The sequence below is a fragment of the Mesorhizobium sp. M2A.F.Ca.ET.046.03.2.1 genome (genome assembly GCF_003952425.1).
Taxonomy (GTDB): Bacteria; Pseudomonadota; Alphaproteobacteria; order Rhizobiales; family Rhizobiaceae; genus Mesorhizobium.
Map to the genome: position 1 here is coordinate 5,747,144 of NZ_CP034449.1, position 26,136 is coordinate 5,773,279.

The 26,136-nt window shown below is 64.2% G+C and carries 20 protein-coding genes; 10 read left to right on the top strand and 10 right to left on the bottom strand.

The annotated features are described in order from the left end of the window. Positions 1-26: 26 nt before the first annotated feature. On the bottom strand, positions 27-410 hold the full coding sequence (locus tag EJ072_RS27370) for a RidA family protein (RefSeq protein WP_126082140.1): 384 nt from the start codon (positions 408-410) through the stop codon (positions 27-29). Between the two features lie 252 nt (positions 411-662). Between EJ072_RS27370 and EJ072_RS27375 the strand changes: the two genes are divergently transcribed. The 8 genes from EJ072_RS27375 to EJ072_RS27410 all read left to right on the top strand — a co-directional run bounded on the left by EJ072_RS27375 (position 663) and on the right by EJ072_RS27410 (position 8,678). After that, positions 663-1,667: an ABC transporter substrate-binding protein gene (locus EJ072_RS27375; RefSeq protein ID WP_126082141.1), complete on the top strand. Its 1,005-nt coding sequence runs from the start codon at positions 663-665 to the stop codon at positions 1,665-1,667. 15 nt (positions 1,668-1,682) lie between these two features. Next, on the top strand, positions 1,683-2,504 hold the full coding sequence (locus EJ072_RS27380; protein WP_126082142.1) for an ABC transporter ATP-binding protein: 822 nt from the start codon (positions 1,683-1,685) through the stop codon (positions 2,502-2,504). Then, entirely contained in the window at positions 2,491-3,342 is an 852-nt protein-coding gene (locus EJ072_RS27385; RefSeq protein ID WP_126082143.1) for an ABC transporter permease, read from the top strand. Before EJ072_RS27380 ends, EJ072_RS27385 begins: the two co-directional genes overlap by 14 nt. Positions 3,343-3,384: 42 nt before the next feature. Beyond that, a complete protein-coding gene (locus EJ072_RS27390) occupies positions 3,385-4,683 on the top strand; it encodes a cytosine deaminase (protein ID WP_126082144.1) in 1,299 nt (432 codons plus the stop codon). A gap of 2 nt (positions 4,684-4,685) precedes the next feature. Then, on the top strand, positions 4,686-6,083 hold the full coding sequence (locus tag EJ072_RS27395) for an FAD-binding oxidoreductase (RefSeq protein ID WP_126083762.1): 1,398 nt from the start codon (positions 4,686-4,688) through the stop codon (positions 6,081-6,083). Further along, complete coding sequence (locus EJ072_RS27400) at positions 6,083-6,664, top strand: NAD(P)H-dependent oxidoreductase (RefSeq protein ID WP_189342016.1); 582 nt, start codon at positions 6,083-6,085, stop codon at positions 6,662-6,664. The genes EJ072_RS27395 and EJ072_RS27400 overlap by 1 nt, the downstream gene beginning before the upstream one ends. Then, complete coding sequence (locus EJ072_RS27405) at positions 6,664-7,251, top strand: NAD(P)H-dependent oxidoreductase (RefSeq protein ID WP_126082146.1); 588 nt, start codon at positions 6,664-6,666, stop codon at positions 7,249-7,251. Before EJ072_RS27400 ends, EJ072_RS27405 begins: the two co-directional genes overlap by 1 nt. A gap of 206 nt (positions 7,252-7,457) precedes the next feature. Then, positions 7,458-8,678, top strand: a complete 1,221-nt coding sequence (locus tag EJ072_RS27410) for an IS481 family transposase (protein ID WP_245467002.1) — start codon at positions 7,458-7,460, stop codon at positions 8,676-8,678. Positions 8,679-8,762: 84 nt separating this feature from the next. Here the strand turns inward: EJ072_RS27410 and EJ072_RS27415 are convergent, their stop codons facing one another. The 4 genes from EJ072_RS27415 to EJ072_RS27430 form a co-directional block, all read right to left on the bottom strand. Then, positions 8,763-11,210, bottom strand: a complete 2,448-nt coding sequence (locus EJ072_RS27415; RefSeq protein WP_126082147.1) for an FAD-dependent oxidoreductase — start codon at positions 11,208-11,210, stop codon at positions 8,763-8,765. Then, positions 11,207-12,388, bottom strand: coding sequence for a pyridoxal phosphate-dependent aminotransferase (locus tag EJ072_RS27420; protein ID WP_126082148.1), 1,182 nt, complete (start codon positions 12,386-12,388; stop codon positions 11,207-11,209). The genes EJ072_RS27415 and EJ072_RS27420 overlap by 4 nt, the downstream gene beginning before the upstream one ends. Continuing rightward, positions 12,388-14,841, bottom strand: coding sequence for an FAD-dependent oxidoreductase (locus EJ072_RS27425; RefSeq protein ID WP_126082149.1), 2,454 nt, complete (start codon positions 14,839-14,841; stop codon positions 12,388-12,390). Before EJ072_RS27425 ends, EJ072_RS27420 begins: the two co-directional genes overlap by 1 nt. Before the next feature lie 102 nt (positions 14,842-14,943). Further along, positions 14,944-15,531 (bottom strand): XRE family transcriptional regulator, encoded by a 588-nt coding sequence (locus tag EJ072_RS27430; protein ID WP_245463331.1) that lies wholly within the window; start codon positions 15,529-15,531, stop codon positions 14,944-14,946. A 236-nt stretch (positions 15,532-15,767) separates the two neighbouring features. On the opposite strand from EJ072_RS27430, the gene EJ072_RS27435 reads away from it, so the two are divergent. Continuing rightward, entirely contained in the window at positions 15,768-16,472 is a 705-nt protein-coding gene (locus tag EJ072_RS27435) for a nitroreductase (RefSeq protein ID WP_126082150.1), read from the top strand. A gap of 27 nt (positions 16,473-16,499) precedes the next feature. Here EJ072_RS27435 and EJ072_RS27440 read toward each other — a convergent pair whose 3' ends face one another. The 5 genes from EJ072_RS27440 to EJ072_RS27460 all read right to left on the bottom strand — a co-directional run bounded on the left by EJ072_RS27440 (position 16,500) and on the right by EJ072_RS27460 (position 23,441). Further along, positions 16,500-17,882 carry an MFS transporter gene (locus tag EJ072_RS27440; protein ID WP_245467003.1) on the bottom strand — a complete coding sequence of 461 codons (1,383 nt, stop codon included), beginning with the start codon at positions 17,880-17,882 and terminating at the stop codon, positions 16,500-16,502. A gap of 349 nt (positions 17,883-18,231) precedes the next feature. After that, a complete protein-coding gene (locus tag EJ072_RS27445; RefSeq protein ID WP_126083764.1) occupies positions 18,232-18,819 on the bottom strand; it encodes a sarcosine oxidase subunit gamma in 588 nt (195 codons plus the stop codon). A gap of 7 nt (positions 18,820-18,826) precedes the next feature. Further along, positions 18,827-21,820, bottom strand: a complete 2,994-nt coding sequence (locus tag EJ072_RS27450) for a sarcosine oxidase subunit alpha (protein WP_126082152.1) — start codon at positions 21,818-21,820, stop codon at positions 18,827-18,829. After that, positions 21,817-22,110, bottom strand: a complete 294-nt coding sequence (locus EJ072_RS27455) for a sarcosine oxidase subunit delta (protein ID WP_126082153.1) — start codon at positions 22,108-22,110, stop codon at positions 21,817-21,819. The genes EJ072_RS27450 and EJ072_RS27455 overlap by 4 nt, the downstream gene beginning before the upstream one ends. A gap of 71 nt (positions 22,111-22,181) precedes the next feature. Next, a complete protein-coding gene (locus EJ072_RS27460) occupies positions 22,182-23,441 on the bottom strand; it encodes a sarcosine oxidase subunit beta (RefSeq protein WP_126082154.1) in 1,260 nt (419 codons plus the stop codon). Between the two features lie 191 nt (positions 23,442-23,632). Between EJ072_RS27460 and EJ072_RS27465 the strand changes: the two genes are divergently transcribed. Then, the gene (locus EJ072_RS27465; RefSeq protein ID WP_126082155.1) at positions 23,633-26,122 is read left to right on the top strand and encodes a mechanosensitive ion channel family protein; all 2,490 of its coding nucleotides are present in this window, start codon (positions 23,633-23,635) and stop codon (positions 26,120-26,122) included. Positions 26,123-26,136: the final 14 nt, after the last annotated feature.

Below are 26,136 nucleotides of genomic sequence, written 5' to 3' on the forward strand. Positions count from 1 at the left end.
AATGCGCTTATTGGCTACGGGCAACGCTATCCTGCCGCCAAAACCTCCACCTCGACCTTGAATTCCGGGCGGGCGAAGCCGGAGACGATCATCAGCGTAGAGGCCGGCGCCGGATCGGAAAAGAGCCGGTTGCGGACATCCATATAGGGCTGCAGGTGGGCACGATCGGTGACGAAGGCGTTGATGCGCACAATGTCGTTCAAGGTGAGCCCGGCTTCGCTGAGGATCGCGGCTATGTTCTTGAAGCAAAGCTCCGTCTGGGCCCCCGCATCCTCCGGTACGGCATCGTCCGGGCTGATGCCCAGCTGTCCGGAGCACAGCACCAGGCGTTTTCCGGCGGGGATTTCAACGCCGTGGCTGTAGCGGGCGAAGGGCGGCTTGATGGCCTTGGGGGCGAGGTATTTCAGCATGGCATTCTCCTGTGCGCCCGCAGACTAAGGCTCGATTCATGAAACCTTCAAGATGCGGTGCATGCCTCCCGGGCGATTATGGACAGGCGTCCAAAAAATAGGCACGATGCCTCGCGTACGGCATGACCCGTCCGGTCTCGGCAATGACTGTCGCACAAGCAGGCGGCCCAGGCGGTGGCATGTGTCTTGCTTCTTGAATCAATGGTGTCGAGCTCAGCGCGTTGCGCGCCCGGGCCAAGAGAGGGTGAGTTTATGATCGGAAATGGGAAGATCCTGGCGGGGTCGATCGCCTTGCTGGTGGCGGGCACGCTGGCTGCTGCCGCGAACGAGAAGGTAACGTTCGGCACCAACTGGCTGGCCGAGCCGGAGCATGGCGGCTACTATCAGGCCGTTGCCGACGGCACCTACGCCGCCTGCGGCCTCGATGTCACCATCATGCAGGGCGGCCCGCAGGTCAGCGGTCGGCCGATGCTGCTTGCCGGCAAGATCGATTTCTACATGGGCGGCAATCTGCTGTCGGCCTTCGACGCTGTGCAGCAGGGCATCCCGATGCGCGTCGTCGCCGCCGATTTCCAGAAAGACCCACAGGTCCTCATGTCCCAGCCGGGGCAGGGGCTGGACAAGTGGGAAGACCTCAAGAACGCCGACCAGTACATCCTCGGCGACGAGGGCGCGCAGACCTTCTTCCAGTGGATGGTGACCGAGCTCGGTTTCGATGCAGCGAAGCGCGTGCCCTACACCTTCAACCCGGCGCCCTTCATCGCCAACAAGAAGTCGATCCAGCAGGGCTATGTCACGTCCGAGCCCTTTGCGGTGCAGAAGGCGGGCGGCTTCGTGCCGAACCAGTTCCTGCTCGCCGATTATGGCTGGGAAACCTATGCGACCACGGTCGAGGTTATGCAGGACACGATCGACAAGCGGCCGGAGGTCGTGCAGTGCTTCGTCGATGGCTCGGCCAAGGGTTGGTACAACTATCTCTACGGCGACAACAAAGCCGCCAACGACATGATCAAGAAGGACAATCCGGACATGACGGATGAGCAGATCGCCTTCTCGATCGAGCAGCTGAAGAAGTTCGGCGTCGTCGATTCGGGCGATTCGGAAAAGCTCGGCATCGGCGCCATGACCGACGCGCGCATCCAGAGTTTTTACGACAAGATGGTCAAGGCCAAGGTCGCGCAGCCGGGCATCGACATCAAGAAGGCCTACACGCTGGCTTTCATCAACAAGGGCGTTGGGCTGGAGCTGAAGAAGTAAGGCGGCCTGCCTGAGATGATCCAGGAGAAAGTGGCTGAGACGCCGACGGCATCGGGCGAGGCCCCGATGCTGCTTTCGTTGCGCAATGTCGGCAAGGTCTTTTCCAATGGCGTGACGGCCCTGAGCAAGGTGGATCTCGCGATCCGCGAAGGCGATTTCCTGAGCCTGCTCGGCCCGTCCGGCTGCGGCAAGTCGACCGCGCTCAGGCTGATCGCAGGCCTATCGACGCCGACCTCCGGCCAGCTCGACTGGCGCGGCTCGATCGACCGCTCGAACATCGGCTTCGTCTTCCAGGAGCCGACGCTGCTGCCTTGGGCGAGCGTCTTTGACAATGTCTGGCTGCCGCTGCGGCTCAAGGGCGTGTCGCGGGCCAAGGCTGCGCCGGCGGTGATGGAGATGTTGGCGCGGGTCCATCTCACCGGTTTCGAAAATGCCGTGCCGCGCGAGCTTTCCGGCGGCATGAAGATGCGGGTGTCGATCGCGCGGGCCATGGTGACGAAGCCGCGCATCCTCCTGATGGACGAGCCGTTCGCGGCGCTGGACGAGATCACTCGCTTCAAGCTCAACAACGACCTTCTGGAGCTGTGGCAGGACGAGCGTTTCACCGTCGTCTTCGTCACCCACAGCGTCTTCGAAAGCGTGTTCCTGTCCAGCCGCGTCGTCGTCATGGCCGCGCGGCCGGGCCGCGTTTTCGGCGAGCTCCCCATCAGCGCGCCTTATCCGCGCGACGAGGTGTTCCGGACCTCACCCGACTATGCCGCGCTTTGCCGGCAGGCTTCGGACGTGCTGGTCGACGCCATCAACTCAACCGCCGGACCGCACCATGACGGCCATTGATGACATTGCATTGAAGCTCGACCCCGAGGAGGCGCGCCGCGCCCGCCAGGAGCGTCTTGAGCGCATTGGCAAATGGGTGCTGCCGCTGGCGATCATGGTGCTGGCGATCTGGCTGTGGGATCGCGTCTGCGTCTGGAACGACATCCCGCAATACATCCTGCCGCGGCCGGGCGTGGTGTTGCAGACACTGCACAGCGACGCCGGCCTGTTGTTCTCCTCGCTGCTGGTGACGCTCAGGATCACCTTCCTCAGCCTTTTGCTCGCCGTCATCGGCGGCGTCGGGCTGGCGGTGCTGTTCGCACAGTCGAAATGGATGGAGATGTCGTTCTTCCCCTTCGCCATCGTGCTGCAGGTGACGCCGATCGTCGCCATCTTCCCGCTGATCAACATCTATGTGAACAACCAGACCGTCAAACTGCTGCTCTGCGCCTGGATCGTCGCCTTCTTCCCGATCCTCTCCAACACCACGCTCGGGCTGAACTCGGTCGACCGGAACCTGCGCGACCTGTTCAAGCTCAACGGCGCGACACGCTGGCAGCAATTGCGCTATTTGCGCCTGCCGGCGGCGATGCCCTATTTCCTCGGCGGGTTGAAGATCGCTGGCGGCCTGTCGCTGATCGGCGCCGTGGTCGCCGAATTCGTCGCCGGCGCGCAGGGGCAGTCGTCCGGGCTTGCCTCGCGCATCATCGAGGCCGGCTACCGGCTCAACGCGCCGCGCCTGTTCGCGGCGCTGATCCTGATCTCGCTGACCGGCATCCTGATCTTCCTGGTGCTGTCGCTGGTGTCGCATCTGATCCTGCGCCGCTGGCACGAGAGCGCCCTCAAGCAGGAGCATTAGGGTGGTTGGCGCCGCAGAGGAAATCACGAAGAGGGCCAGATCTTGATACCTGCCTCTGGTTCTTACCAGCTTGCCAATGCCCGCGTTCACCGTTCGCTGACGCCCGGGCTTACAGCACCGTTCGACGCGGACGGTTTCGCGCTGGCCGATCTGGTGGTCGCCGACGGCAAGATCGCGAGCATTGCAGCGCGCGGCAAATGCAACATGCCGGCCGATGCGATCGACCTCGCCGGCCGGATCGTTCTGCCGTGCTTCGTCGATTGCCATACCCATATCGACAAGGGCCATATCTGGCCGCGAAAGCCCAATCCGGACGGCACCTTCATGGGCGCACTCAATTCCACCGGCGCCGACCGGACCGCGCGCTGGAGCGCGGAGGACGTCGCGCGGCGCATGGATTTCTCGCTGCGCTCGGCCTATGCGCATGGCACCAAGGCGGTGCGCACGCATCTCGACAGCATGCCGCCGCAGGAAGAAATCTCCTGGCCTGTGTTCGAGGCGATGCGGGAAAAATGGCGCGGGCGGATCGACCTGCAGGCCGCCTGCCTGCTCGGCATCGAAGGCGTGCGCGACAAGGTCTGGTTCGAGCGGCTGGCCAAGCGCGTCGCCGCGGCCAAGGGCGTGCTCGGCGTCGTCACCTATATGGTGCCGGACCTCGAAGAACTGCTCGACCAGGTTTTCGCTGAAGCCATCAAGCACGGGCTCGACCTCGATTTCCATGCCGACGAGACCGACGATGTCGCGGCGATCTCGCTGAAGAAGATCGCCGAGGCGTCGCTTTGGAACGGTTTCGAGGGCAACATCCTGGTCGGCCATTGCTGCTCGCTGGCGCGGCAGTCGGACCTCGAGGTTCTTGATACGCTGGATAAGGTGGCGAAGGCGCGGATCGCCGTGGTGTCGCTGCCGATGTGCAACCTCTATCTGCAAGACCGCCGCAACAACCAAACGACACCGCGCTGGCGCGGGGTGACGCTGCTGCACGAGATGAAGGCGCGCGGCATCAAGGTTGCGGTCGCGTCCGACAACACGCGCGATCCGTTCTACGCCTATGGCGATCTCGACATGCTGGAAGTCTACCGCATGGCGACGCGCATCCTGCATTTCGACCATCCGGTCGGCGACTGGCCGAAGGCGGTGGCGGCGACGCCGGCGGAGGTAATGCGGCTCGATGACGCTGGGATGCTTGCCGTCGGCGGCAGCGCCGATTTCATCGTCTTCAAGGGACGGAGCTGGACCGAATTGCTGTCGCGGCCCGAATCGGATCGCATCGTGGTGCGCGACGGCAGGGCGATCGAACGCCAGCTGCCCGATTATGCCGAACTCGACGAATTGATGGTGTGATGATGGATATCGCAGCGCTGAAGCGCGATCTCGACGGGATCAAGATCGACGACCATCCGGCGATCGTCCAGCAGAAGAGCCGCGACTTCTACTGGTACAGCCCGGTGCTGAAGGCACAGCTCGATCATGTCAAAGGCGATCTCATCGTCACGCCGAAGAATGAGGACGAGGTGATCCGCGTGCTCGCAGCATGTCACCGGCACGGTGTCCCGGTGACGCCGCGCGGCAGCGGCACCGGCAATTATGGGCAAGCGATGCCGCTGTCGGGCGGCGTGGTGCTCAACCTCGCCGAGATGAACGCGATCAAGACGATCGCGCCGGGACGCGTGGTGACCGGGCCTGGCGCCGTTCTGGCCGAGATCGACAAGGCGACGCGGGCGCATTCCAGCCAGGAACTGCGCATGTCGCCCTCGACCTACAACACCGCCTCGATCGGCGGCTTTATCGCCGGCGGCTCAGGCGGCATCGGCTCGATCCGCTGGGGCGGGTTGCGCGACCTCGGCAATGTCATCCGACTGCGAACGGTGACCATGGAAGCCGAGCCGCGCGTCATGGAGCTCACCGGCGAAGAGGTGCTCAAGGTCATGCATGCCTATGGTACCAACGGTATCATCACCGAGGTCGAGATGCCGCTGACGGCTTCCTACGACTGGATCGACGTCATTGTCGGCTTCGACGATTTCATGGAGGCGGCCGGCTTCGGCAACGACCTCGCCGTGCAGGACGGGATATTGGCGAAGCTGATCACGCCGATCGCCGCGCCCATTCCTTACGACTATTTCAAGCGGCACCAGAAATTCTTCCGGCGCGAGCAGAGCATCGTGGTGTGCATGATCGCGCCGCACGCGATGGACGCTTTTGTCGCCTTTGTCCGCAGCACCAGGGGCGAGATCGTGTTTCGGGCCGACCAGGAGGCCGATCTCAAAGGATTGCCGCCGGCCTATGAATTGACCTGGAACCACACGACGCTACGGGCGATCCGGGTCGATCCGACGATCACCTACCTGCAGGCGCGCTATCCGTCGCCAGATCATCTCGCCCATGTCAAGGCGATGGTCGAGCGCTTCGGCGACGAGGTGCCGGCGCATCTGGAGTTCATCCGCTTCGACGGCGCGATTGGCGCGGCCGGCCTGCCGCTGGTGCGCTACACCACGGAAGAGCGGCTCAACGAGATCATCCGCGTCCACGAGGACAATGGCTGCTGGATCTTCAACCCGCACCGCTACACGCTGGAAGAGGGCGGCATGAAGCGTACGGATGATGTGCAGCTTGCCTTCAAGCGCGAGACCGATCCGCAAGGACTGCTCAATCCCGGCAAGATGATCGCCTGGGAAAACCCCGCCTACGACTACCGCTCGGGCAAGCCCTTCCTGTTCAAGGGCCTGCAAGAGGCGGGCTGATGAACATCCTCGTGCTCTACGCCCATCCGGTGGAGACCAGCTTCAATGCCGGCCTGCACCGGACGATCGTCGAGCGGCTCGCGGCGGCTGGCCACGTGGTCGACGATTGCGATCTCTATGCGGAGGATTTCGATCCGCGGCTGACGCGGACTGAGCGGCTTGGCTATCACGACCAGCGCAGTCCTGCAGACGCAGTCGCCGGCTACATCGAAAGATTGCAAAATGCCGAGGCGCTGGTGCTGTCCTTCCCGGTCTGGAATTACGGCTATCCGGCGATCCTGAAAGGTTTTTTCGACCGCGTCTTCCTGCCAGGCGTGTCGTTCAAGCTGGTCGATGGCAAGGTACGGCCGACGCTGCACAACATCCGCAAGCTCGCCGCCGTGACCACCTATGGCGGCAGCCGCTTTCGCGCCATGCTGATGGGCGACCCGCCGCGCAAGATCGTCAAGCGCATGCTGCGGGCCACGATTCTGCCCGGCGCTCCAGTCTCCTATCTCGCGCATTATTCGATGAACCTTTCGACCGACGAGACGCGCAACGCGTTCATGGCAAAGGTCGCGGCCAGCATGGATCAATTCTGATGCGCGTGCTGGTGGTCTATTGCCATCCGGTTCCCGAAAGCTACTGCGCGGCGATCCGCGACACCGCCGTCGAGGTGCTGAAGACGAAGGGTTGGGACGTGCGGCTGCTCGACCTCTATGCCGAGAATTTCGATCCGGTGATGAGCTGCGAGGAGCGACGCTTCTACAATGACCGGGCGCCGGAAGATCCGGCGCTCAAGCCGCACTTCGATCTTCTTATGTGGGCAGAAGCGATCCTCTTCATCTATCCGACCTGGTGGTATGGCCTGCCGGCGATGCTGAAGGGCTGGTTCGACCGTGTCTGGGCGACGGACATCGCCTTCAAGCTGCCGGCCGGCAAGGGGCGGATCACGTCGCTGATGCGGCATGTCACCAAGGTCGGCGTCATCACCACCTGCGGCGCGCCGACCTGGTGGAGCGTCGTCGTCGGCCAGCCCGGCCGCAAGACGATCCTGCGCGGCATGCGGGCGCTCTGCGCCACGCGCTGCAAGACGTTCTTCCTGGCGCATTATCTGATGGATTCGTCGACGCCGAAGAGCCGGGCGGCGTTTCTGGGGAAGGTGAGGGCGAGGCTGGAGAGGTTTTGAGCGATTAGCGTCCTTCTCCCCGTTCTACGGGGAGAAGATGCCGGCAGGCAGATGAGGGGCGGCGCGAACTTAAAAAGGCGTGGCGCTGCCCCTCATCCTCCCTTCGGGCACCTTCTCCCCGTAGAACTGTACAGACTGGGGAGATGGTGGACAGGCGTTCGGAGACATCGTGGACACTTCCCGATCCTTGGATCGGGAGGGATGGAATGCCGTTTTACGAGGTGTCCATGATGGATCAGAAGCGAGAGTTCGTGGAGTTTGCCTCGCGAGAGTGGGCGAATGTGCGTGAACTTTGTCGACGGTTCGGGATAAGTCCGACGACCGGCTATAAGTGGCTCGAGCGATACCGGTCGGAAGGGCCGGCTGGATTGGTCGAACGATCGCGTCGCCCGCACTTGAGCCCGCAACGCACCGCTTCGGCAATTGAGGCAAGGGTGTTGCAGGTACGCGACGAGAGCAACGACGTCTGGGGCGGTCGCAAGATCAGACAGGCGATGAAGAGACATGGCGAACTCGTCATCCCGGCGGCGAGGACGATCACCGCGATCCTGCGTCGTCATGATCGGCTGACGGAGGCGACAGCAGCGCAACATCCGGGACCATGGCAGCGCTTCGAGCGGGAGGCTCCCAACGAGCTGTGGCAGATTGACTTCAAGGGTCACTTCGCCATCCATGGCGGGCGCTGCCATCCGCTCACCACGCTCGACGATCACTCGCGCTTCAACCTGGTGCTGTCCGCCTGCGGCGACGAGCAGGGCCGGACGGTACGCCGGGAGCTGGAGATTACCTTTCGCCGCTATGGCTTGCCGCTGGCGATGCTGATGGACGGCGGCTCGCCGTGGAGCGATTCCGGCGGTGAGCCTTACACCGGCTTCAGCGTCTGGCTGTTGCGGCTCGGCATCCGCGTGCTGCACGGTCGGCCGCGCCATCCGCAGACCCAAGGCAAGGAAGAACGCTTCCATCGCACACTCAAGGCCGAGGTGATCAACGGGCGAAGCTTCGGCGATCTCGCCGAGTGCCAGCGAGCCTTCGATCGGTGGCGCCCGCGCTATAACTACGAACGACCACACGAAGCACTCGACATGGCCACGCCGGCCGAGCGCTACCGGCCGAGCCCGCGCAGCTTTCCCGACGTCCTGCCCGCGATCGAGTACGCACCGGGCGACCAGGTTCGCAAGGTCGACAGTGATGGCTTCATCAGCTTCAGGAACCGACCCTGGCGACTCGGCAAGGCATTCCGCGGCGAGCTGGTGGCGCTTCGCCCGACCGTCGAGGATGGTGTCTTCAGCGTGCACTACTGCTCGCATCGAATTGCCACCCTGAACCTACGTCAGGGCGCAAGCGAGACCTGTGGACTTGTGGACAACGCTGAGCGTTGCCCACAGGGTCCACAGGCCGAACAACAAAAACAACCCAGCAGTTCGTGATGAACAAAAGCGTCCACGATGTCCCCGAACACCCGTTCACCTTGTCTCCAGCACAAACAAGAACGGGGAGAAGGAAAGACTGCGCTACATCTTCACCCGTTCCGCCTTCGGATCATACATCGGCTTCAGCGATGCCTCCGCCGCGAAGCGTTCTCCTGCGATCTCCACCTCGTAGGAAGAACCCAGCACGTCCGCCTCGCTCTCACCCTCACAGGGCACATAGCCGAGCCCGATCGCGCCGCCGAGGTGGTGTCCGTAATTGCCTGAGGTGATCGGGCCAACAATCCGGCCGTCGCGCAGAATGGCCTCGTTGTGGAACAGAAGGGGCTGAGGATCCTTCAGGCGGAACTGCACCAGCCGCCGCGACAGGCCGGCTTCCTTCTTCCGGAGCACCGCATCGCGGCCGATGAAGCCGGCTTTGCTGGTCTTCACCGCGAAGCCCAGGCCCGCCTCCAGCACATTCTCCTCGTCGGTGATGTCGTGGCCGAAATGGCGGAAGGCTTTTTCGATGCGGCAGGAATCGAGCGTGTGCAAGCCGCAGAGCTTCAGGCCGACATCGGCGCCGGCCTCGGCGATCGCCTCGAAGACATGGGCGGCTTGCTCGGTCGAGACATAGAGCTCCCAGCCGAGTTCACCGACATAGGTGACGCGGTGGGCGCGGGCCAGCCCCATGCCGATCTCGATCTCCTGGAAGGTGCCGAACGGATTGACCTCGTTGGAGAAATCGTTCGGGCTGACTTTCTGGATCAGTTTTCGCGCCTCCGGCCCCATCACGCAGATCACGGCTTCGGCGGCGGTGACGTCGGTGATGACGACGAACTCCTCGGCGACATGCTTTCTCAGCCAGGCAAGGTCGCGCTGCAGCGTGGCGCCCGGCACGACCAGGAAATATGCCGTTTCCGACAGCCGCGTCACGGTGAGGTCGCTCTCGATGCCACCCTTGGCGTTGAGCATCTGGGTGTAGACGATCCTGCCTGGTGCCACGTCCATGTCGTTGGCGCAGAGCCGCTGCAGGAAGGCGCAGGCATCGCGGCCCTCCACACGGATCTTGCCGAAGGAGGTCATGTCGAACAGGCCGACGCCGTTCCGCACCGCGAGATGCTCCTCGCGCTGGTTTTCGAACCAGTTCTGCCGCTTCCAGGAATAGCGGTATTCGCGCTCCTGGCCTTCGCGGGCGAACCAGTTGGCGCGCTCCCAGCCGGCGACTTCGCCGAAGACGGCGCCGCGCGCTTTGAGATGCTCGTGCAGCGGCGAACGGCGCACGCCTCGCGAGGTCGCCATCTGGCGGTAAGGGAAATGGTCGGCATAAAGCAGGCCGAGCGTTTCCGAGACCCGCTCCTTGAGGTAGCGGCGGTTCTTCTGGAACGGCTGGGCGCGGCGGATGTCGACCTCCCAGAGGTCGAAAGGCGCCTCGCCGTCGTTGATCCATTGTGCCAGCGCCATGCCAGCCCCGCCCGAGGAGACGATGCCGATCGAATTGTAGCCGGTCGCCATCCAGTAGCCGGAAAGCTCGGGCGCTTCGCCCAGGTAATAGCGGTCGTCGGGCGTGAAACTCTCGGGGCCGTTGAAGAAGGTGTGGATGCCTGCGGTGCCCAGCATCGGCATGCGGTTGACGCCCATTTCAAGGATCGGCTCGAAATGATCCATGTCCTCGGGCAGCTGATCGAAGCAGAAATCCTCGCGGATGCCGTCCATGCCCCAGGGTTTTGCGACCGGCTCGAAGGCGCCGAGCATCATCTTGCCGGCGTCCTCCTTGTAGTAGGCGCATTCATCCGGGACGCGCAGCACCGGAAGACGGGAGAGGCCCGGGATCGGCTCGGTGACGAGATAGAAATGCTCGCAGGCATGCAGCGGGATGGTGACGCCGTTCTGCCGTCCCAACTCGCGCGCCCACATGCCGGCGCAGTTGACGATGATGTCGGTCTCGATCGTGCCCTGATCCTCGCCCTGCGCCCAGGAGACCCCGGAGACGCGGCCGTTCCTGGTGTGGACCTTGGTGACCTTGACGTTCTCGATGATGGTCGCGCCGCGCTGGCGCGCGCCCTTGGCAAGCGCCATGGCGATGTTGGCCGGGTCGCACTGGCCGTCGAGCGGCAGATGCACCGCGCCGACCACGTCCGAGACATTGAGATGCGGATACATCTCCTTGACCTCGCGCGGCGAAATCTCGCGCACGTCGACATCGAAGGCGCGGGCAAGCGAGGCCTGCCGAAAGATCTCGTGCTTGCGCTCCTCGGTCAGCGCGACGGTGATCGAGCCGACCTGGCGCATGCCGGTGCCGACATCGGTCTCGGCCTCGAGCTTGACGTAGAGGTCGGCCGAGTATTTCGCCAGCCGCGTCATGTTCTGCGAGGCGCGCAGCTGGCCGATCAGGCCGGCCGCATGCCAAGTGGTGCCCGAGGTGAGCTGCTTGCGCTCCAGGAGCACGATGTCGGTCCAGCCGAGCTTCGCCAGGTGATAGGCGACCGAGCAGCCGGAGACGCCGCCGCCGATGATGACGGCGCGGGCTTTTGTCGGAACAGTCTTGGTCATGCGGCCTCGCGGCGGTAGTTGGAAGCGAAGCGGCGCAGGCGAAGCGCTGCTTCCTTGAGGATGGGCTCGGGCTGGCAGAGGCTGATGCGGATGTGCCCGGCGGCGGCCTCGCCGAAGCTCGATCCGGGCATGACGCCGACCTTCTCCTTGTCGAGCAGGCCCCAGGCGAATTTCTCGTCGTCGGGCTCGATGGCGGAGATATCGAGCATGACATACACGCCGCCTTCCGAGCCGTGCACGGTGACGTCGTTCATGCCGCGTATGGCATCCAGCATCAGGGCGCGGCGCGCGGCGTAGCGTTCGGCGATCTCTTTCACGCCATAGTGGTTCTCGAGCGCTTCGGCGCAGGCGATCGAGATGAAGGCCGGCAGGCCGTAGGTTGTCACGAGGTTGAGGTCGGTCAGCAGCCGGATCATCTCCGTCGGGCCGGTCAGCCAGCCCATGCGCCATCCCGTCATGCCGTGGCTTTTCGACATCGAGTTGATGACCAGCGTGCGCTCGGCCATGCCGGGCAGCGAGCGCGGCGAGATATGCTTGCCGCCACCGAGCGTCCAGTAGACCTCGTCGGACAGCAGCCAGAGATCGTGCTCCTTGCAGATCGCGGCCAGTTCTTCCAGCCGCTCGCGCGAATAGACAGCACCGGTCGGGTTGTTCGGCGTATTGATCAGAATGGCGCGGGTGTTGGGCTTCAGCGCGGCACGGATCATGTCCGCGCGGGGCTGGAACCCGTCCTCCGCCGGCGTCTCGACCACGGTGAAGGTCGCACCGGCGGCGCTGAAGGTGTTGGGGTAGGTGGCGTAGTAGGGCGCCACGACGATGGCGTGGTCGCCAGGATCGAGCACGGTCTGCACCGCGGCGTAGAGCGCAGCCTGGCCGCCTTGCGTGGCGATGATTTCGTCCGGTTCCGTCTCGCTGCCGGTGCAGGCGGTGGATGCCGCCGCCATCGCCTTGCGCAGGCGCGGCAGGCCGGGCAGCGGCGTATAATGATGGTTGCTGCCGCGCACGGCTTTGACGCAGGCTTCGATCGTTTCCGAGGGCGTGTCGAAGTCGTGGTCGCCGACCGACAGCATGATGATGTCCTCGCCGGCCTGCTGGCGCGCCCAGGCGGCCGAATGGACCTCCCAACCGTCCTTGCCCGAAGGAACGATAGCGGCAATGCGCTTCGATGGTGTTGGCATCAGGCTCTCAGCCTCTCGTTCTTCGGATCCCACAGAGGCTCGTCCTTCTGGACGACAGCTTTGAAGCGATCGCCAAAAATCTCGACCTCGACCGCAGTGCCCGGCTCGGTCAGATCGGTGCGCAGCATGCCGAGCGCGATCGACTTGCCGACGCGGTGGCCCCAGCCGCCCGAGGTCGTCTCGCCGACGATCCTGCCGTCATGCCAGAGCGTCGACATATAGGGCGCGTCGCAGTCGCCGGGGTTCTCGACGACCAGCGTGACGAAGCGCTTCTTCACGCCTTGCTGTTTCTCATTGAGCAAGGCCGCCTTGCCGCGGAAATCGGGCTTGTCCCATTTGACGAAGCGCTCCAGCCCGCCCTGCAGGATCGAATAGTCGGTCGAAAGATCGCCCTTCCAGGCGCGGTAGCCTTTTTCGAGCCGCAGCGAATCCAGCGCATACATGCCGAACGGCTTCAGGCCATGTTTTTGGCCGGCGGCCCAGACGGCATCGAAGACAGCGAGCGTATCGGCGACCTTGCTGTGGATCTCCCAGCCGAGCTCGCCGGCGAAGGAGACGCGCACCAGCTTCGCCCAGCGCCCGGCAATCGTCGTTTCCTGATGCGTGAGCCAGGGCTGCGAGAGATCGGCGTCGCAAAGCTCCGCCAGGATTTTGCGCGAATTCGGGCCGGCGAGGATCTGGGTCGAGTATTCCTCGGTACGGTCGGTCAGGGTGAAAGCCGCATCGGCAGGCATGCGCGACTTCAGCCATTCGAAGTCGTGCCATTGCGCCACCGCGGCAGTGATCAGCGTCATCAGGTCTTCGCGGTGACGCACCACCGACATTTCGGTGACGATGCGGCCCTTGTCGTCCGCGAAATAGACGAGCCCGATGCGGCCGGGTTTTGGCACCAGGCCGGTGACCTGCAGCGCCAGCCAGTCGGCTGCGCCCGAACCTTCGAGGTTGAAGCGCGAGAAGCCGGGCAGATCGAGGATGCCTGCAGCGTCGCGCACGGCGAGGCATTCCTCGCGCACGGCGCGCTGCCACGGCCCGTCACGGCGGAAGGTCAGCGTCGCTTCCTCGGAGGTGTCGTCGCCGGGCCTCGCATACCAGGTGGCGCGTTCCCAGCCATTATAGGCGTCGAACTGGCCGCCCAGCGCCTTGACGCGCTCATGCAGCGGCGAAAGCTTGCGGTTGCGCCCCTCCGGCCAGGCATGGCGCGGGAACTGGATGGCGTATTCGTTGCCGTAGATCTCCATCCCCTTGGCGACGCAATAATCGGGTGCCGAGGCGAAGCTGGTGAAGCGGCGCGGGTCGCAAGACCACATGTCCCATTCGGTCTGGCCCTCCGTGACCCATTCGGCCAGCACCTTGCCGGCGCCGCCGCCTTGCGCGATGCCGAAGGTGAAGACGCAGGCCTCGAAGGCGTTGGGCACGCCGGGCATCGGCCCGATCAGCGGGTTGCCGTCGGGCGCATAAGGGATCGGCCCGTTGATCACCTTGGAGAGGCCGGCCGTGCCGAGGATCGGCACGCGGGCGACGGCGTCGGCGAGATAGTGCTCGAGACGGTCGAGATCGTCGGGGAAGAGCTGGAAGGAGAAATCCTCCGGCATCGGATCGTTGTGGGTCGCCCAATGCGCGCGGCAATTGCGCTCATAGGGGCCGAGATTCATGCCGCTCTTTTCCTGGCGCAGGTAGTAGGAGGTATCGACGTCGCGCAGCAGCGGCAGCTTATGGCCCTGCTCCTTCGTCCAGGCGGCGAGCTCAGGGATCTCCTCAAACAATATGTACTGATGGCTCATCACCATCATCGGCACGTCGCGGCCGAACATCTTTCCAACCTCGGCGGCGCGGTAGCCGGCGGCGTTGATGACGATCTCGCAGCGGATTTCGCCTTGCGGTGTTTCGACCACCCATTCGCCGTTCTCGCGGCGCACGCCGCTGACCGGGCAGAAACGGATGATTTTCGCGCCCATGTCGCGCGCGCCCTTGGCCAGCGCCTGAGTCAGCTGCGCCGGGTCGATGTCGCCGTCGCTCGGATCATAGAGCGCGCCCTTCAGCTCATGCGTCTCGATGAAGGGGTAGCGTCGCTTGATCTCGTCGAGGCCGACCACGTCGATGTCCATGCCCTGGTAGCGGCCCATGCCCTTGGCGCGCTGGAATTCCTGCATGCGTTCGCTGGTGTGGGCGAGTCGGAGCGAGCCGGTGACATGGTAGTTCATCGGATAGTCGACGGCCCCAGCCAGGCCCCGGTAGAGCTCGGTGGAATAGCGCTGCATGTTCATCAGCGACCAGGACGAGGAGAAGGTCGGCACGTTGCCGGCGGCATGCCAGGTTGAGCCAGAGGTCAGCTCGTTCTTTTCCAGAAGCACGCAGTCTGTCCAGCCCGCCTTGCACAGATGATAAAGCGACGAGCAGCCGACGACACCGCCTCCGATGATCACCACGCGTGCCGTGGTCGGCAAACCGGCCATGTTTTTCTCCTCAAGTTCAAAGCGCGACATGTCGCGCTTTGCTTCCTTTGATGCATGCCGTTGCCCCAAAACCGCTGGACACTTTTGGGCGGCATGCAATGTTCAATATACCGGTGGTGAAACCACCCAGATCACCACGGCCGGCTCGGTGCCCGGATTGCGCCAGCGATATGGCTTGCCCTCGAAGCGAAACGAGTCGCCTTCGCCAAGCCGATGCCAGACGCCCGCGATCTCGATGTCGAACAGTCCAGAGACGATGTATCCGGCCTCCTCGGTCGGCCGAAGTGCTGCGGCCTTCATCTCGGCGCCGGGCGCGAACACCGAGCGCACTACCTCGAAACTACCGCCGAGATCGGGCGACAGAAGCTCCTCCACCAGACCCGTTTCGCTTGTGCCAAGCACGCGGCGGCGACCGGCGCGCACGATCACCCCACGTTCTTCCTCAGCGGGCACGTCATGACTGAAGAACAGGCTGATCGGCACATCGAAGAGATCGGCGAAGGCCCGCAAGTCGCCGACCGAAGGCACCGAGAGGCCGCGCTCGACCTGGCTGACCCAACCCACCGAACGGCCCAACTTGAGCGCAATTTCACTGAGCGTGAGGCCGCGCGCTTTGCGGAGCGCGCGGATGTCGCCGGCCAGCAGCCGGTCGCCATTGTCCTGCTCAGATCTGGCTGTGGTCGAGCTCAAAAGCTTCTCGTGAAAAAATCTGGATAAATTTCATGAGAGAATAAAATCATGAAAAAATCAAGGAGATTTTCATAGGCCACAAGATTTGCTTGCGCGTTTTCGGCGGTTGATGCAAAGCCTCGCACACGAGCGGCGAGTGGGGCGCCCGGTCGGAGACCAGTCTTAGTTCATAGTCTGCGGATGGTCGTCAAGGGAACCGGGTTGCGGGTTTCTGGCCATGCCGAAAGGGACGACCCATGCTTGAGAAGAACATCCGGATCGCGTCGGATGCGGAGATCGTCGATGAGGCGATCACGTCGCGCCGGTCGGTGCGCGCTTTCCTGTCCGATATGGTCGATGACAATACGATCCGCGCGATCCTCGCGGTCGCCGCGCGCGCGCCGTCCGGCACCAACATGCAGCCCTGGCGCGTCTATGTGACCAGGGGCGAGGTCAAGCAGCGCATCAGCGACGCGATCCTCAACTCCGGCATCCGCGCCGAAAAGGCCGAGTGGGACGAGTATCGCTATTATCCCGACCAGTTCTTCGAGCCCTATCTGACCCGTCGGCGCGCCAATGGCTTTGGGCTTTACGGCGCGCTGGGCATCGGCCGGCGCGAGGTCGACAAGATGCGGGCGCAGCACGACCGCAACTTCATCTTCTTCGATGCGCCTGTCGGCATGATCTTCACGATCGACCGGAGACTGAACCAGGGCTCGTGGATCGACTACGGCATGTTCCTGCAGAACATCATGGTCGCTGCACGGGGCAGGGGGCTGCATACCTGCCCGCAGGCGGCCTTCGCTCCTTACCATCGGCAGATCAGGCCGGTGCTCAACATTCCCGACGAGGAAATCGTCGTCTGCGGCATGGCGCTCGGCTATGAGGACACGTCCAAGCCCGAAAACGAGTTCCGCACCGACCGCGCTCCACTCGAGGACTGGGTTACCTTTGCGGAATAATGCCGGCGCAGGCCGCAGCTTGACCTGTCAGTCGGTGCTCATATGCGCGCCGTGGCCGCTGACATGGGCGCCGTCACGCGGCGTCAGCCGCAGGTAAGCCGACAGCGCGCAAAGCGTGATCAGCCCTTCGATGACGAACAGGATGCGATAGTCGTCGACGCTGGCCTTGCCGCCGCCGGCAAGCAGCGACAGCAGCGCGGCCGCAAGGCCGACGCTGATCGCCACCGCAAGCTGCCACAGGATGTAATAGAGCGCGCTGAAGCGGGCGAGCTGCTCCGGCGCGATGTCCGAATAGGAAAGATTGCCGGTCGAGGCCCATTGCACCGAGCGGAAGACGCCGAAAACAAAAATGTAGGCTAGCACGATCCAGGCCGGCAGGCTCTCCTGCACCAGGGCAAAGCCCGCGACCAGCAAGGCGACAATCGGGGTGTTGGTGACCAGCACGCGCCTGAAGCCGAGCCGGTTCAGAAGGCGCGGCATGAAGAAGCGCATGATCAGGGATCCGATCGCGGCGACGAAGGTCAGCGAGCCGGCCTGCACGGCGCTCATGCCGAAGCCGAGCTGGAACATCAGCGGCAGCAGGAAGACCACGGAGCTGAGGCCGATCGTGTCGAGGCTGCCGCCGGTAAGGAAGGAGATGCGGAAGGTGCGGATGCGCAGCAGGTTGAGGTCGAGCAGCGGGTTGCGGGCGCGCAGGCAGTAGAAAGCGGCAACCGCCAGGATGATGATCGCCAGGCCGAGCTCGATGCCGATCAGGCTGCCCGCGGCATCCTTCGCGGCAAGTGAGTCCATGCCGAAGATCAGAAGGCCCATACCGCTGCCGACGAGCAGGAAGCCCGGAAAATCGAACGGCGTGCGGACAGGCTTGGTCGTTGACGGAAACAGCGAGGCGGCTAGCAGCGCCGCGGTCAGCGCGATCGGGATGTTGATGTAGAAGATCCAGCGCCACGAGACATAGGTGGTCAGCGCGCCGCCGACCAGCGGGCCGACCAGCGGCCCGGACTGGCCGGCGAGCGAAATATACATGTTGATCTTGAGCGTACGGTCGCGCGGGAAGCTCGACAGGATCACGACCTGGCCGAGCGTGCCCATCAGCGCGCCGCCGCAGCCCTGCAGGGCGCGCGAGCCGACCAGCATCCAGATGTTTTCCGAAAGGCCGCACAGCGCCGAGGCGCTGGCGAAGACGAGCAGGGCGAAGCAATAGACGTTGCGCAGGCCGAAGCGGTCGGCCAGCCAGCCGCCGAGCGGCATGGTGACGATGAGGCTGGCGACATAAACGGTGATCAAAAGGCCAAGCTGGCTTGGCGGGCGGTCGAGGCTCTCGCCGATGCCCGGCAGCGCCGTGACCACGACATTCTGGTCGAGGCTCGTCATGAACACGCCGCAAGCGACGGTTGCCGGCAACAACATCGACGGACCCTCCGCCGGAGCAAAGCGGGTCCTGGCCATCGCCGAAGTCTCAACAGTCATGGAAGGGTATGGTCGAACTGGTTGCCTGAGCGGGCGTCTGCCTTGGCAAACGCCCGTGATTCCTTACCTATCGCGCCTGCTGGCCCAACGCTCAAGCAGCAGTTGGAGCCGTTCGTAGTGCCAGATAGCGGCTGAACCAAAGGTGTGTTGAGATTCAGGTGAGGCCGGCCTGCAAATGGCAGCTTCCTGCGCTTCCGGTGCTCACGTACTTTAGTACGCTCCGCTTCGGTTCTCGGAATCCGCCACTTTCGGCACGGCCTCACCTGAATCTCAACACACCTTGGATGCTCTACTGCACCTCATAGCCGACCTCTTCGCTGGCGTGGCACAAGGCCTTCCAGAACGACCGCGCGAAGGAGCGGAAGACGTAGATGTCGAACTGGTCGGCGCCTGTGCGCTGGATCTGGGCGAAGATGTCGTGATGGTTGGTCGAGCGGCCGGCGCCGAGCGGGAAGGCCGGCAAGGCGAAGTCGATGGCAAAAAACTTCGCCATCACCCATTCGGCCTTCGGGCCGGCGATGCGGATCGCGGTGCGGCCATGCGACAGGTCCGTGAGCGTGCCGATGGCCGGCGTGATGACGCCGGCGAAGGCCGCAGCCAGTCCTTCGGCTTCGTCGACCACGGTGAATTTCCCCGGCGCGAAGCCGAAAACGGCACGGGCGCCGCTGCTTGTGCCGCCGCCAGCGCCGTCAGGCAGAGTGAGACCGGTGACCTTGCGGATGGCTTCGATCAACCGCTTCTCTTCGCCCGGCCAGGCGGCAAGCTGCAGGATCGAGCCCGGCCGCGTCTCGGACAGGATGACGTCGACGCCATGTTCGAAATTGCCGTGCGAGCCGGGATGATACTCCGGCTCTAGCGGCGACTGGCGTTCGGGCAAATGCTGCTCAGCCATGCATGCGGCTCCCGTCCGGGTCGTAGAAATGGTTGGAGACGATCTCGACCGGCCCGAACCGGTTGCGCAGCGGATCCGAGACGAAGGCGCGGGTCCCGTGCCGCGCCTTGCCGCCCTTGACCAGGGCGAGCGCGATATATTTGCCCAGCGCCGGTGAGTAACAGCAGGCGGTGATGTGGCCGAGCGAATCGTGCGGATTGGCTTCGTCCAGTTCCTCGACGATATGTCCGCCGCCGTTGAGGGCTCGGTTGTCGAGGGCGATCAGCCCGACCAGCTCGAGCCGGTCGGGGGCAATCAGGCCTTCGCGGTCCATCATGGCCGAGCCGATGAAGGGCTTCTTCTTCGACAGCATCCAGTCGAGATGGAGGTCGCGCGCGGTGGTGCGGCCGTCGATCTCGGCGCCGGTGACATGGCCCTTCTCGATGCGCATCGTGCCCAGCGCCTCGAGCCCGTAGGTGACAAGGCCAAAAGGCTTGCCGGCCTCGATCAAGGCTTCCCAGACGAGGGTGCCGTAACCGGCGCCGGAATAGACCTCGAATGCCATTTCGCCGGAAAAGGACAGCCGGCAGATCATCACCGGCACGCCGGCAATCCGGCCATGGACGATGCCCATGAAGGGCAGGGTGGCATTGTCGACGGCAGTGCCTGTGACGCAAGCGGCAAGGATGGCGCGCGCGTTCGGGCCGCCGATCGCTGCCCCGGCCCACTCGTCGGTGACGGAGGTGACGGTGACCTTCAGCTCCGGCCAGATGACGTCGAGGAAATATTCCAGATGCTGCATCACCTTGCCGGCATTGGCGGTGGTGGTTGTCATCAGGAAATCCTGCTCGCCGAGCCGCCAGGTGGTGCCGTCGTCGAAGGCCAGTCCATCCTCGCGCAGCATCAGGCCGTAGCGCGCCTTGCTGACGGCCAAAGTGGAAAACATGTTGGTGTAGACGCGGTCGAGGAACTCGGCCGCGTCCGGCCCTTGCACCGCGATCTTGCCCAGCGTCGAGACGTCGACGATGCCGGCGCTGTCGCGCGTGGCGCTTGCTTCCCGCACATAGGCCTGCTCGACCGTCTCGCCGGGGAGGCCATAGATCATCGGGCGGTACCAGAGGCCGGCCGAATACATCCTTGCGCCATTGGCGATGTGCCAGTCATGCATCGGGGTCAGCCGCTCGGGCTTGAGGTCGCCGAAGCGCTCTGCCGCCAGCGAGCCGATCGATACCGCCGTGTAAGGCGGGCGGAAGCGGGTCGTGCCGACTTCGGGGATAGGCTTGCCGAGCGCCTCGGCCATGATGGCGAGACCCGGCACGTTGGAGTTCTTGCCCTGGTCGGTCGCCATGCCGAGCGTGGTGTAGCGCTTCAGATGCTCGACCGAGACGAAGCCTTCGCGATGCGCCAGCCGCACGTCCTCGGCGGTGACGTCGTGCTGGAAGTCGACAAAGCTCTTGCCCTTGGCCCTGATCTCGAAGACCGGAGCCGGATCGGGATCGCCCGGAGCCGCCTCGACGACGGGCAGGGGACCGGATGAAGCCGTACCGCCGGCCGCCTGGAGACCGGCGGCGCGACCTTCCGCGATTGCCTCCGCTGTCGAAAAACTGCCGGTGAAGGCGCCGGCGCCGATCCAGCGCTGCGTCGGCTTCGGCGGCAGGAAAGCTTGCCTGGCAGGGTCCCACTCGGCTTTCGCGCCGGCCTGGCTGGCGAGGTGGATGGTCGGCGACCAGCCGCCCGACATCAGAAGGCTCTCGGCGTGGATGCTGCGCTCGTCGCCGCTGAGCGAACCGCTCATGGCGTCGAAGCGCTGCACCTTAAGGCCGGTGAGCGCCTTCCCGCCCTCGGTCGCGACCACGGCGTGACCGGCAAGCAGCTCGGCTTCCGCATCGCTCGCCAGCCGGCGCATCTCGTTCGAGACATCGCTGCGGACATCGATGATGGCGACGACCGCGGCGCCAGCCTTCTTCAGGGCGACGGCCGAGCGGTAGGCGCTGTCGTTGTTGGTGAAGAGCGCGACGCGCTGTCCCGGCAGCACACCATACTCATTGACATAGCGCTCGGCGGCGTGCGCGAGCATCACGCCTGGGCGGTCATTGCCCGGGAACACCAGCGGCCGTTCGAAGAAGCCGGTGGCGAGCACCACCGTGCCCGCGCGGATCGCCCAGTAGCGCTGGCGCGGCTCGCCCTTGGCGGCGACTTCCTTGTGGTCGGTCACCCGTTCAAGCGCGGCCAACGTGTTGCCGTCGTAATAGCCCCACACCGTCGTGCGCGGCAAAAGGCGCACATTGTCGTTGCCTGCGAGCTGCGCGGCCATACGCTGGGCCCAGTCGGCGGCAGGCATGCCGTCGATGGTTTCGCCCGACCAGTTGGCGGAGCCGCCAAAATGGGCTTCGAGATCGGCGAGGATGACCCGGGCGCCCTGGTCGGCGGCGGCCTTGGCCGCCATCAGGCCGGCCGGACCGGAGCCGACGACCAGCACGTCGCAAAACGCGTTCATGCGTTCGTAGCGCGCCGGGTCGTGGGCGGTACCCGCCTTGCCGAGACCGGCGGCGCGGCGGATGAAATGCTCGCAGAACATCCAGAAGCGCGTGCCCTTCAACGGGCCGATCACCGGCCCCATGAAAGTCTTGTAGTAGAAGCCGGCAGACAGGATCTTGCCGCCAAGCTGGTTGATTGCGCCGATGTCCCAGGCGAGCGACGGCGTGCGGTTCTGGCTGACGGCGACGAGCCCATCATAGATCTCGACCATGGTGGCCGGAATGTTCGGCTCGCGCACCTCGCCGCGCAGCACCGTCACCAGCGCGTTCGGCTCCTCGACGCCGGCGGAAAGCAGGCCGCGCGGGCGATGGTATTTGAACGAACGGCCGAACAGCGTCACGCCATTGGCGAGCAGCGCCGAGGCCAGCGTGTCGCCGGCATGACCGGTGTAAGGCGCGCCGTCGAAGGTGAAGCGGATGGTGCGCAGCCGGTCGATGCGGCCGCCGGTCTCCGTGCGGCGCGGGCTCACGAACGGCCCTCCGCCCTGTTGTCGGCAGATTTGTGGCCGCCACGGGCGAAGGCCGTGCTCAGGATCTCATGCGTGATGGTGTTGCGCACGACCCTCAGATGCGAACGGCAGCCGCCGGAATGCTGCCATATCTCATTGTGGTCGCCGGCCGGATTGAGCCGGTCGTAGACATAGGCGTTCCAGGCGTCGAGATCTTGCGAGGCCGGCTGCGGCCGCTGACGGTTGCCGTCGCCCTGATAGGTGAATTCGATGACATCGCGCGGCCCGCAATAGGGACAGGTGATCAGCATTTTCTGGTATCTTCTTGTTCAACCATGATCTTTTCCAAAAACCGGTCCCCACTTTTTGGGATTATGGTTCCCTAATGCAGCCGCGGGTTCGCGCCCTGGCCTTTGTCGTCGATGATCAACCCGCGATAGAAGCGGTCGAGCGTGAAGGGCGCGTTGAACTCGTGCGGCTCGTCCTTGGCGATGGTATAGGCAAAGCACCAGCCGGAGGCGGGCGTCGCCTTGAAGCCGCCGTAGCACCAGCCGCAATTGAGGTACATGCCCGGCAACGGGCCGGTGGTGATGATCGGCGAGCCGTCCATCGTCATGTCGCACAGCCCGCCCCAGGAACGCAGCATGCGCACCCGGGCGAGACCCGGGAACAGCGCCAGCATCTCGCTCATCACCTCATCGACGATCGGCAGGCTGCCGCGCTGGGCGTAGCTGTTGTAGCCGTCGAGGTCGCCGCCATAGACGAGGCCGCCCTTGTCGGACTGCGAAATGTAGAAGTGGCCCATGCCGAAGGTGAGAACGGTATCGATGACCGGCTTCAGCGATTCCGAGACGAAGGCCTGCAGCACATGGCTTTCGATCGGCATGTGCGAAATGCCGGCAAGCTGCATGACGTGACCGGTGCTGCCGGCAACGGCAAGTGCGACCTTCTTGGCGCGGATTTCGCCACGCGTCGTCGAAACGCCGGTGACGCGGCCGCCGTCGCGCAGGAAGCCGGTGACCTCGCAATTCTCGATGATGTCGACGCCGCGGCGGTCGGCGCCGCGCGCATAGCCCCAGGCGACCGCGTCGTGCCGGGCCGTGCCGGCCCGCGGCTGCATCAGCCCGCCAAGCACCGGGAAGCGCGCCGAACCGGAGACATCCAGCGCCGGCACAAGCCGCTTGATCTGCTCGACGCTCATCAGTTCGGCGTCGACGCCGAGATGGCGCATGGCGTTGCCGCGCCTTGCATAATCGTCGAGCTGAGCAGGGGTGTGCGCAAGGTTAAGGCAGCCGCGCTGCGAGAACATGACATTGTAGTTGAGGTCGTGCGAAAGGTTCTCCCACAGCTTCATCGAATGCTCGTAGAAGCGGGTGTTCTGCGGCAAGAGATAGTTGGAGCGCACGGCGGTCGTGTTGCGGCCGACATTGCCCGAGCCCAGCCAGCCTTTTTCCAGCACGGCGACATTGGTGATGCCGTGTTCCTTGGCAAGGTAATAGGCGGTCGAAAGACCGTGCCCGCCGCCGCCGATGACGATCACATCGTAGGAAGCCTTGGGGTCAGGCTTCCGCCAGGCGGGCTTCCAATCCTTGTTGCCGGCCAGCGCATTCTTGAGCAGCGAAAAGGCTGAATATTCGGCCATTCTTCCCATCGTCCTTATGATGCGAGGCGGCAGACTATAGAGCAGGCGGGAAGCGCAAAGCCAAGATTGCGCCATCGCTTTTCGACAGGCCGACTCCGCTCGACGCGACCGGGACGGCTTGCCGCCCGATAGACCGGTCTTTATCAAGGGCGGAATTTCGAGGATTTTCGGCCGCGAGTCGCCACAACGCCATGTTTTTCCGCCTGCTGCGCCTGATCTTGGTCGTCATCGTCGCTGTCTTAGGGCAGCCGGTGTTCGACGCGTCGGCGCAGGCGATCGGCCACGGCTCGGCGCAACTCATCGCCGACCAGACCAAGGTCATCCAGGATCTGACGGCCAAGACGGACGGGCTGGAGAAGAGACTGGGCGACCCCGACCAGGACGATGCGGGGCTGGTCGATATCCGCCTGCAGCTCGAGGATATTTCGCGGGCGGCGCTGACCAGCGCGCTGGCATTCCGCCAGCGCCTCAACGATATCAACGCCCGCGTCGAAGTGCTTGGGCCGCCTCCGGCACAGGGGCAGCCGCCCGAGCCGGCGATCGTCAGCAACGAGCGCAGCGCGCTTGTCTCGGAGAAGGCCGAGATCAACGCGGTCGTCGCCAGCGCGCAGAATCTGTCGGTCCGCGTCAACGGGCTGGTCGACAAGATCTCAGTGATGCGCAGCGAGCTTTTCCGCAGCGTCATCACCAAACATTATGATCTGAACGACGCGCTGAGCCCGCAGGCCTTTTCCGACGCGCATGACCAGATCTCGGGTCTTTACAAGGCGGTGTCGTCCTGGCTGAGCTTCGCCCTCAAATTCAAGTTCCAGGCGATCCTTGCCGCGACGCTGATGGCGCTGGCGCTGGCGGCCGTGCTCTTGATCGGCGGCAGGCGCTTGTTCGGCCGCATATTCGAGGCCGACCCAACCGTCGAGGAGCCGTCCTATCTCAGCCGGCTGTCGGTCGCCTTCTGGTCGACGCTGCTGCCGACCCTGGCGCTCGGCGTCTTCTTCGCCTCGGCCGTGTTCTTCTTCAACTATTACAATGTGCTGCGCGGCGACATCGGCACGTTTCTCAATGCCCTGCTGACGGTGATCGGCATGGTTTTCTGCGTCAACCGGCTGACCAACGCTGCGCTTGAGCCACGGCTGCCCAACTGGCGCCTGATCCCGGTCGCGACGGGGCCGGCGCGCTGGCTCGTCGGGCTGACGACCGCGATGGCCCTGGTGCTCGGCTTGAATTACTTCCTGTCGGTCGTCAACGAGAAGATGGGCTCTCCGCTTTCGCTGACGATCGCCAGGAGCTTTATCGCAACCATCATCATCGGCGTCATCCTGATCCTGATGGGATGGTTGAAGCCTTTCAAGGCGCAGGACGGCTCATGGCGTCCCTGGCCGGCCTGGCTTCGTTTCCTTGCCGTCGGGCTCGGCCTGTTCACCATTGCCGCGGCATTGCTCGGCTATATCGGCCTGTCGCTTTTCGTCGCGTTCCAGGTCGTGGTGACCGGGACCGTCCTGGTGACGGCCTATATCGGTTTCCTCTCGGCGCGCGCGATCGGCGAGGAGGGCGGCTTCGCCGACACTTCGGTCGGGCGCTGGCTTTCGGAAAATTCAAGCTACGAGGATACCGCGCTCGACCAGCTCGGGCTGGTGGTCAGCATCGCCATCAACCTGATGATCGTCGTGGTCTTCCTGCCGCTGATCCTTTTGATGTGGGGTTTCCAGCCCGGCGATATCGAGGCCTGGGCCTATAAGCTGGCGACCGGCGTCTCGATCGGTTCGGTGACGATCTCTTTCCTCGGAATCCTCAGCGGCATTGTCGTCTTCATCATCGGCTATTTCCTGACGCGCTGGTTCCAGGGCTGGCTGGACGGCTCGGTGATGGCGCGCGGCAAGGTCGATGCCGGCGTGCGAAACTCGATCCGGCTCGGCGTCGGCTATGCAGGCGTGGCGATTGCCGGCCTCGTCGGCATCTCGGCGGCCGGCATCGATCTTTCCAACCTGGCGCTGGTCGCCGGCGCCCTTTCGCTCGGCATCGGCTTCGGCCTGCAGAACGTCGTCTCGAATTTCGTTTCCGGCCTCATCCTGCTTGCCGAACGGCCGTTCAAGGTCGGCGACTGGATCGTCGCCGGCGATGTCAGCGGCACGGTGCGCAAGATCAGCGTGCGCGCCACCGAGATCGAGACCTTCCAGCGGCAGTCGGTGATCCTGCCCAATTCGAACCTCATCAACAACGCGGTCGGCAACTGGACGCATCGCAACAAGCTGGGGCGGGTCGAAATCAAGGTCGGCGTCGCCTATGGCAGCGACGTGAAGCGCGTCCATGCCGTCCTGCTGGATATTGCCCGCGCCCATCCGATGGTGCTGAAGAATCCGGAACCGTTCGTCCTCTTCGCCAATTTCGGGGCGGCCGCGCTCGAGTTCGAAATTCGCGTTTTCGTTGCCGACATCATGAACAGCAGCGTCGTGCAGAACGATATCCGTTTCGCCATCTTCGATATCTTCGAGGACGAGCGGATCGAGATCCCGTCGACGCCGCGCGCCATGGTCGAGACAACCAAGCATGAAGCCTGGCCGATCGACGACGACAAGATCGAAGCCGAATTCGCCGAGCGCCAGAGGCTGGAGGAGGAAGCCGCGGCCGAACGGGAACGGCTGGCCAAGATGAAGCGCAGGGGCCGCAAGCCAGACCCTGGATAAAGGTGCGGCAACGT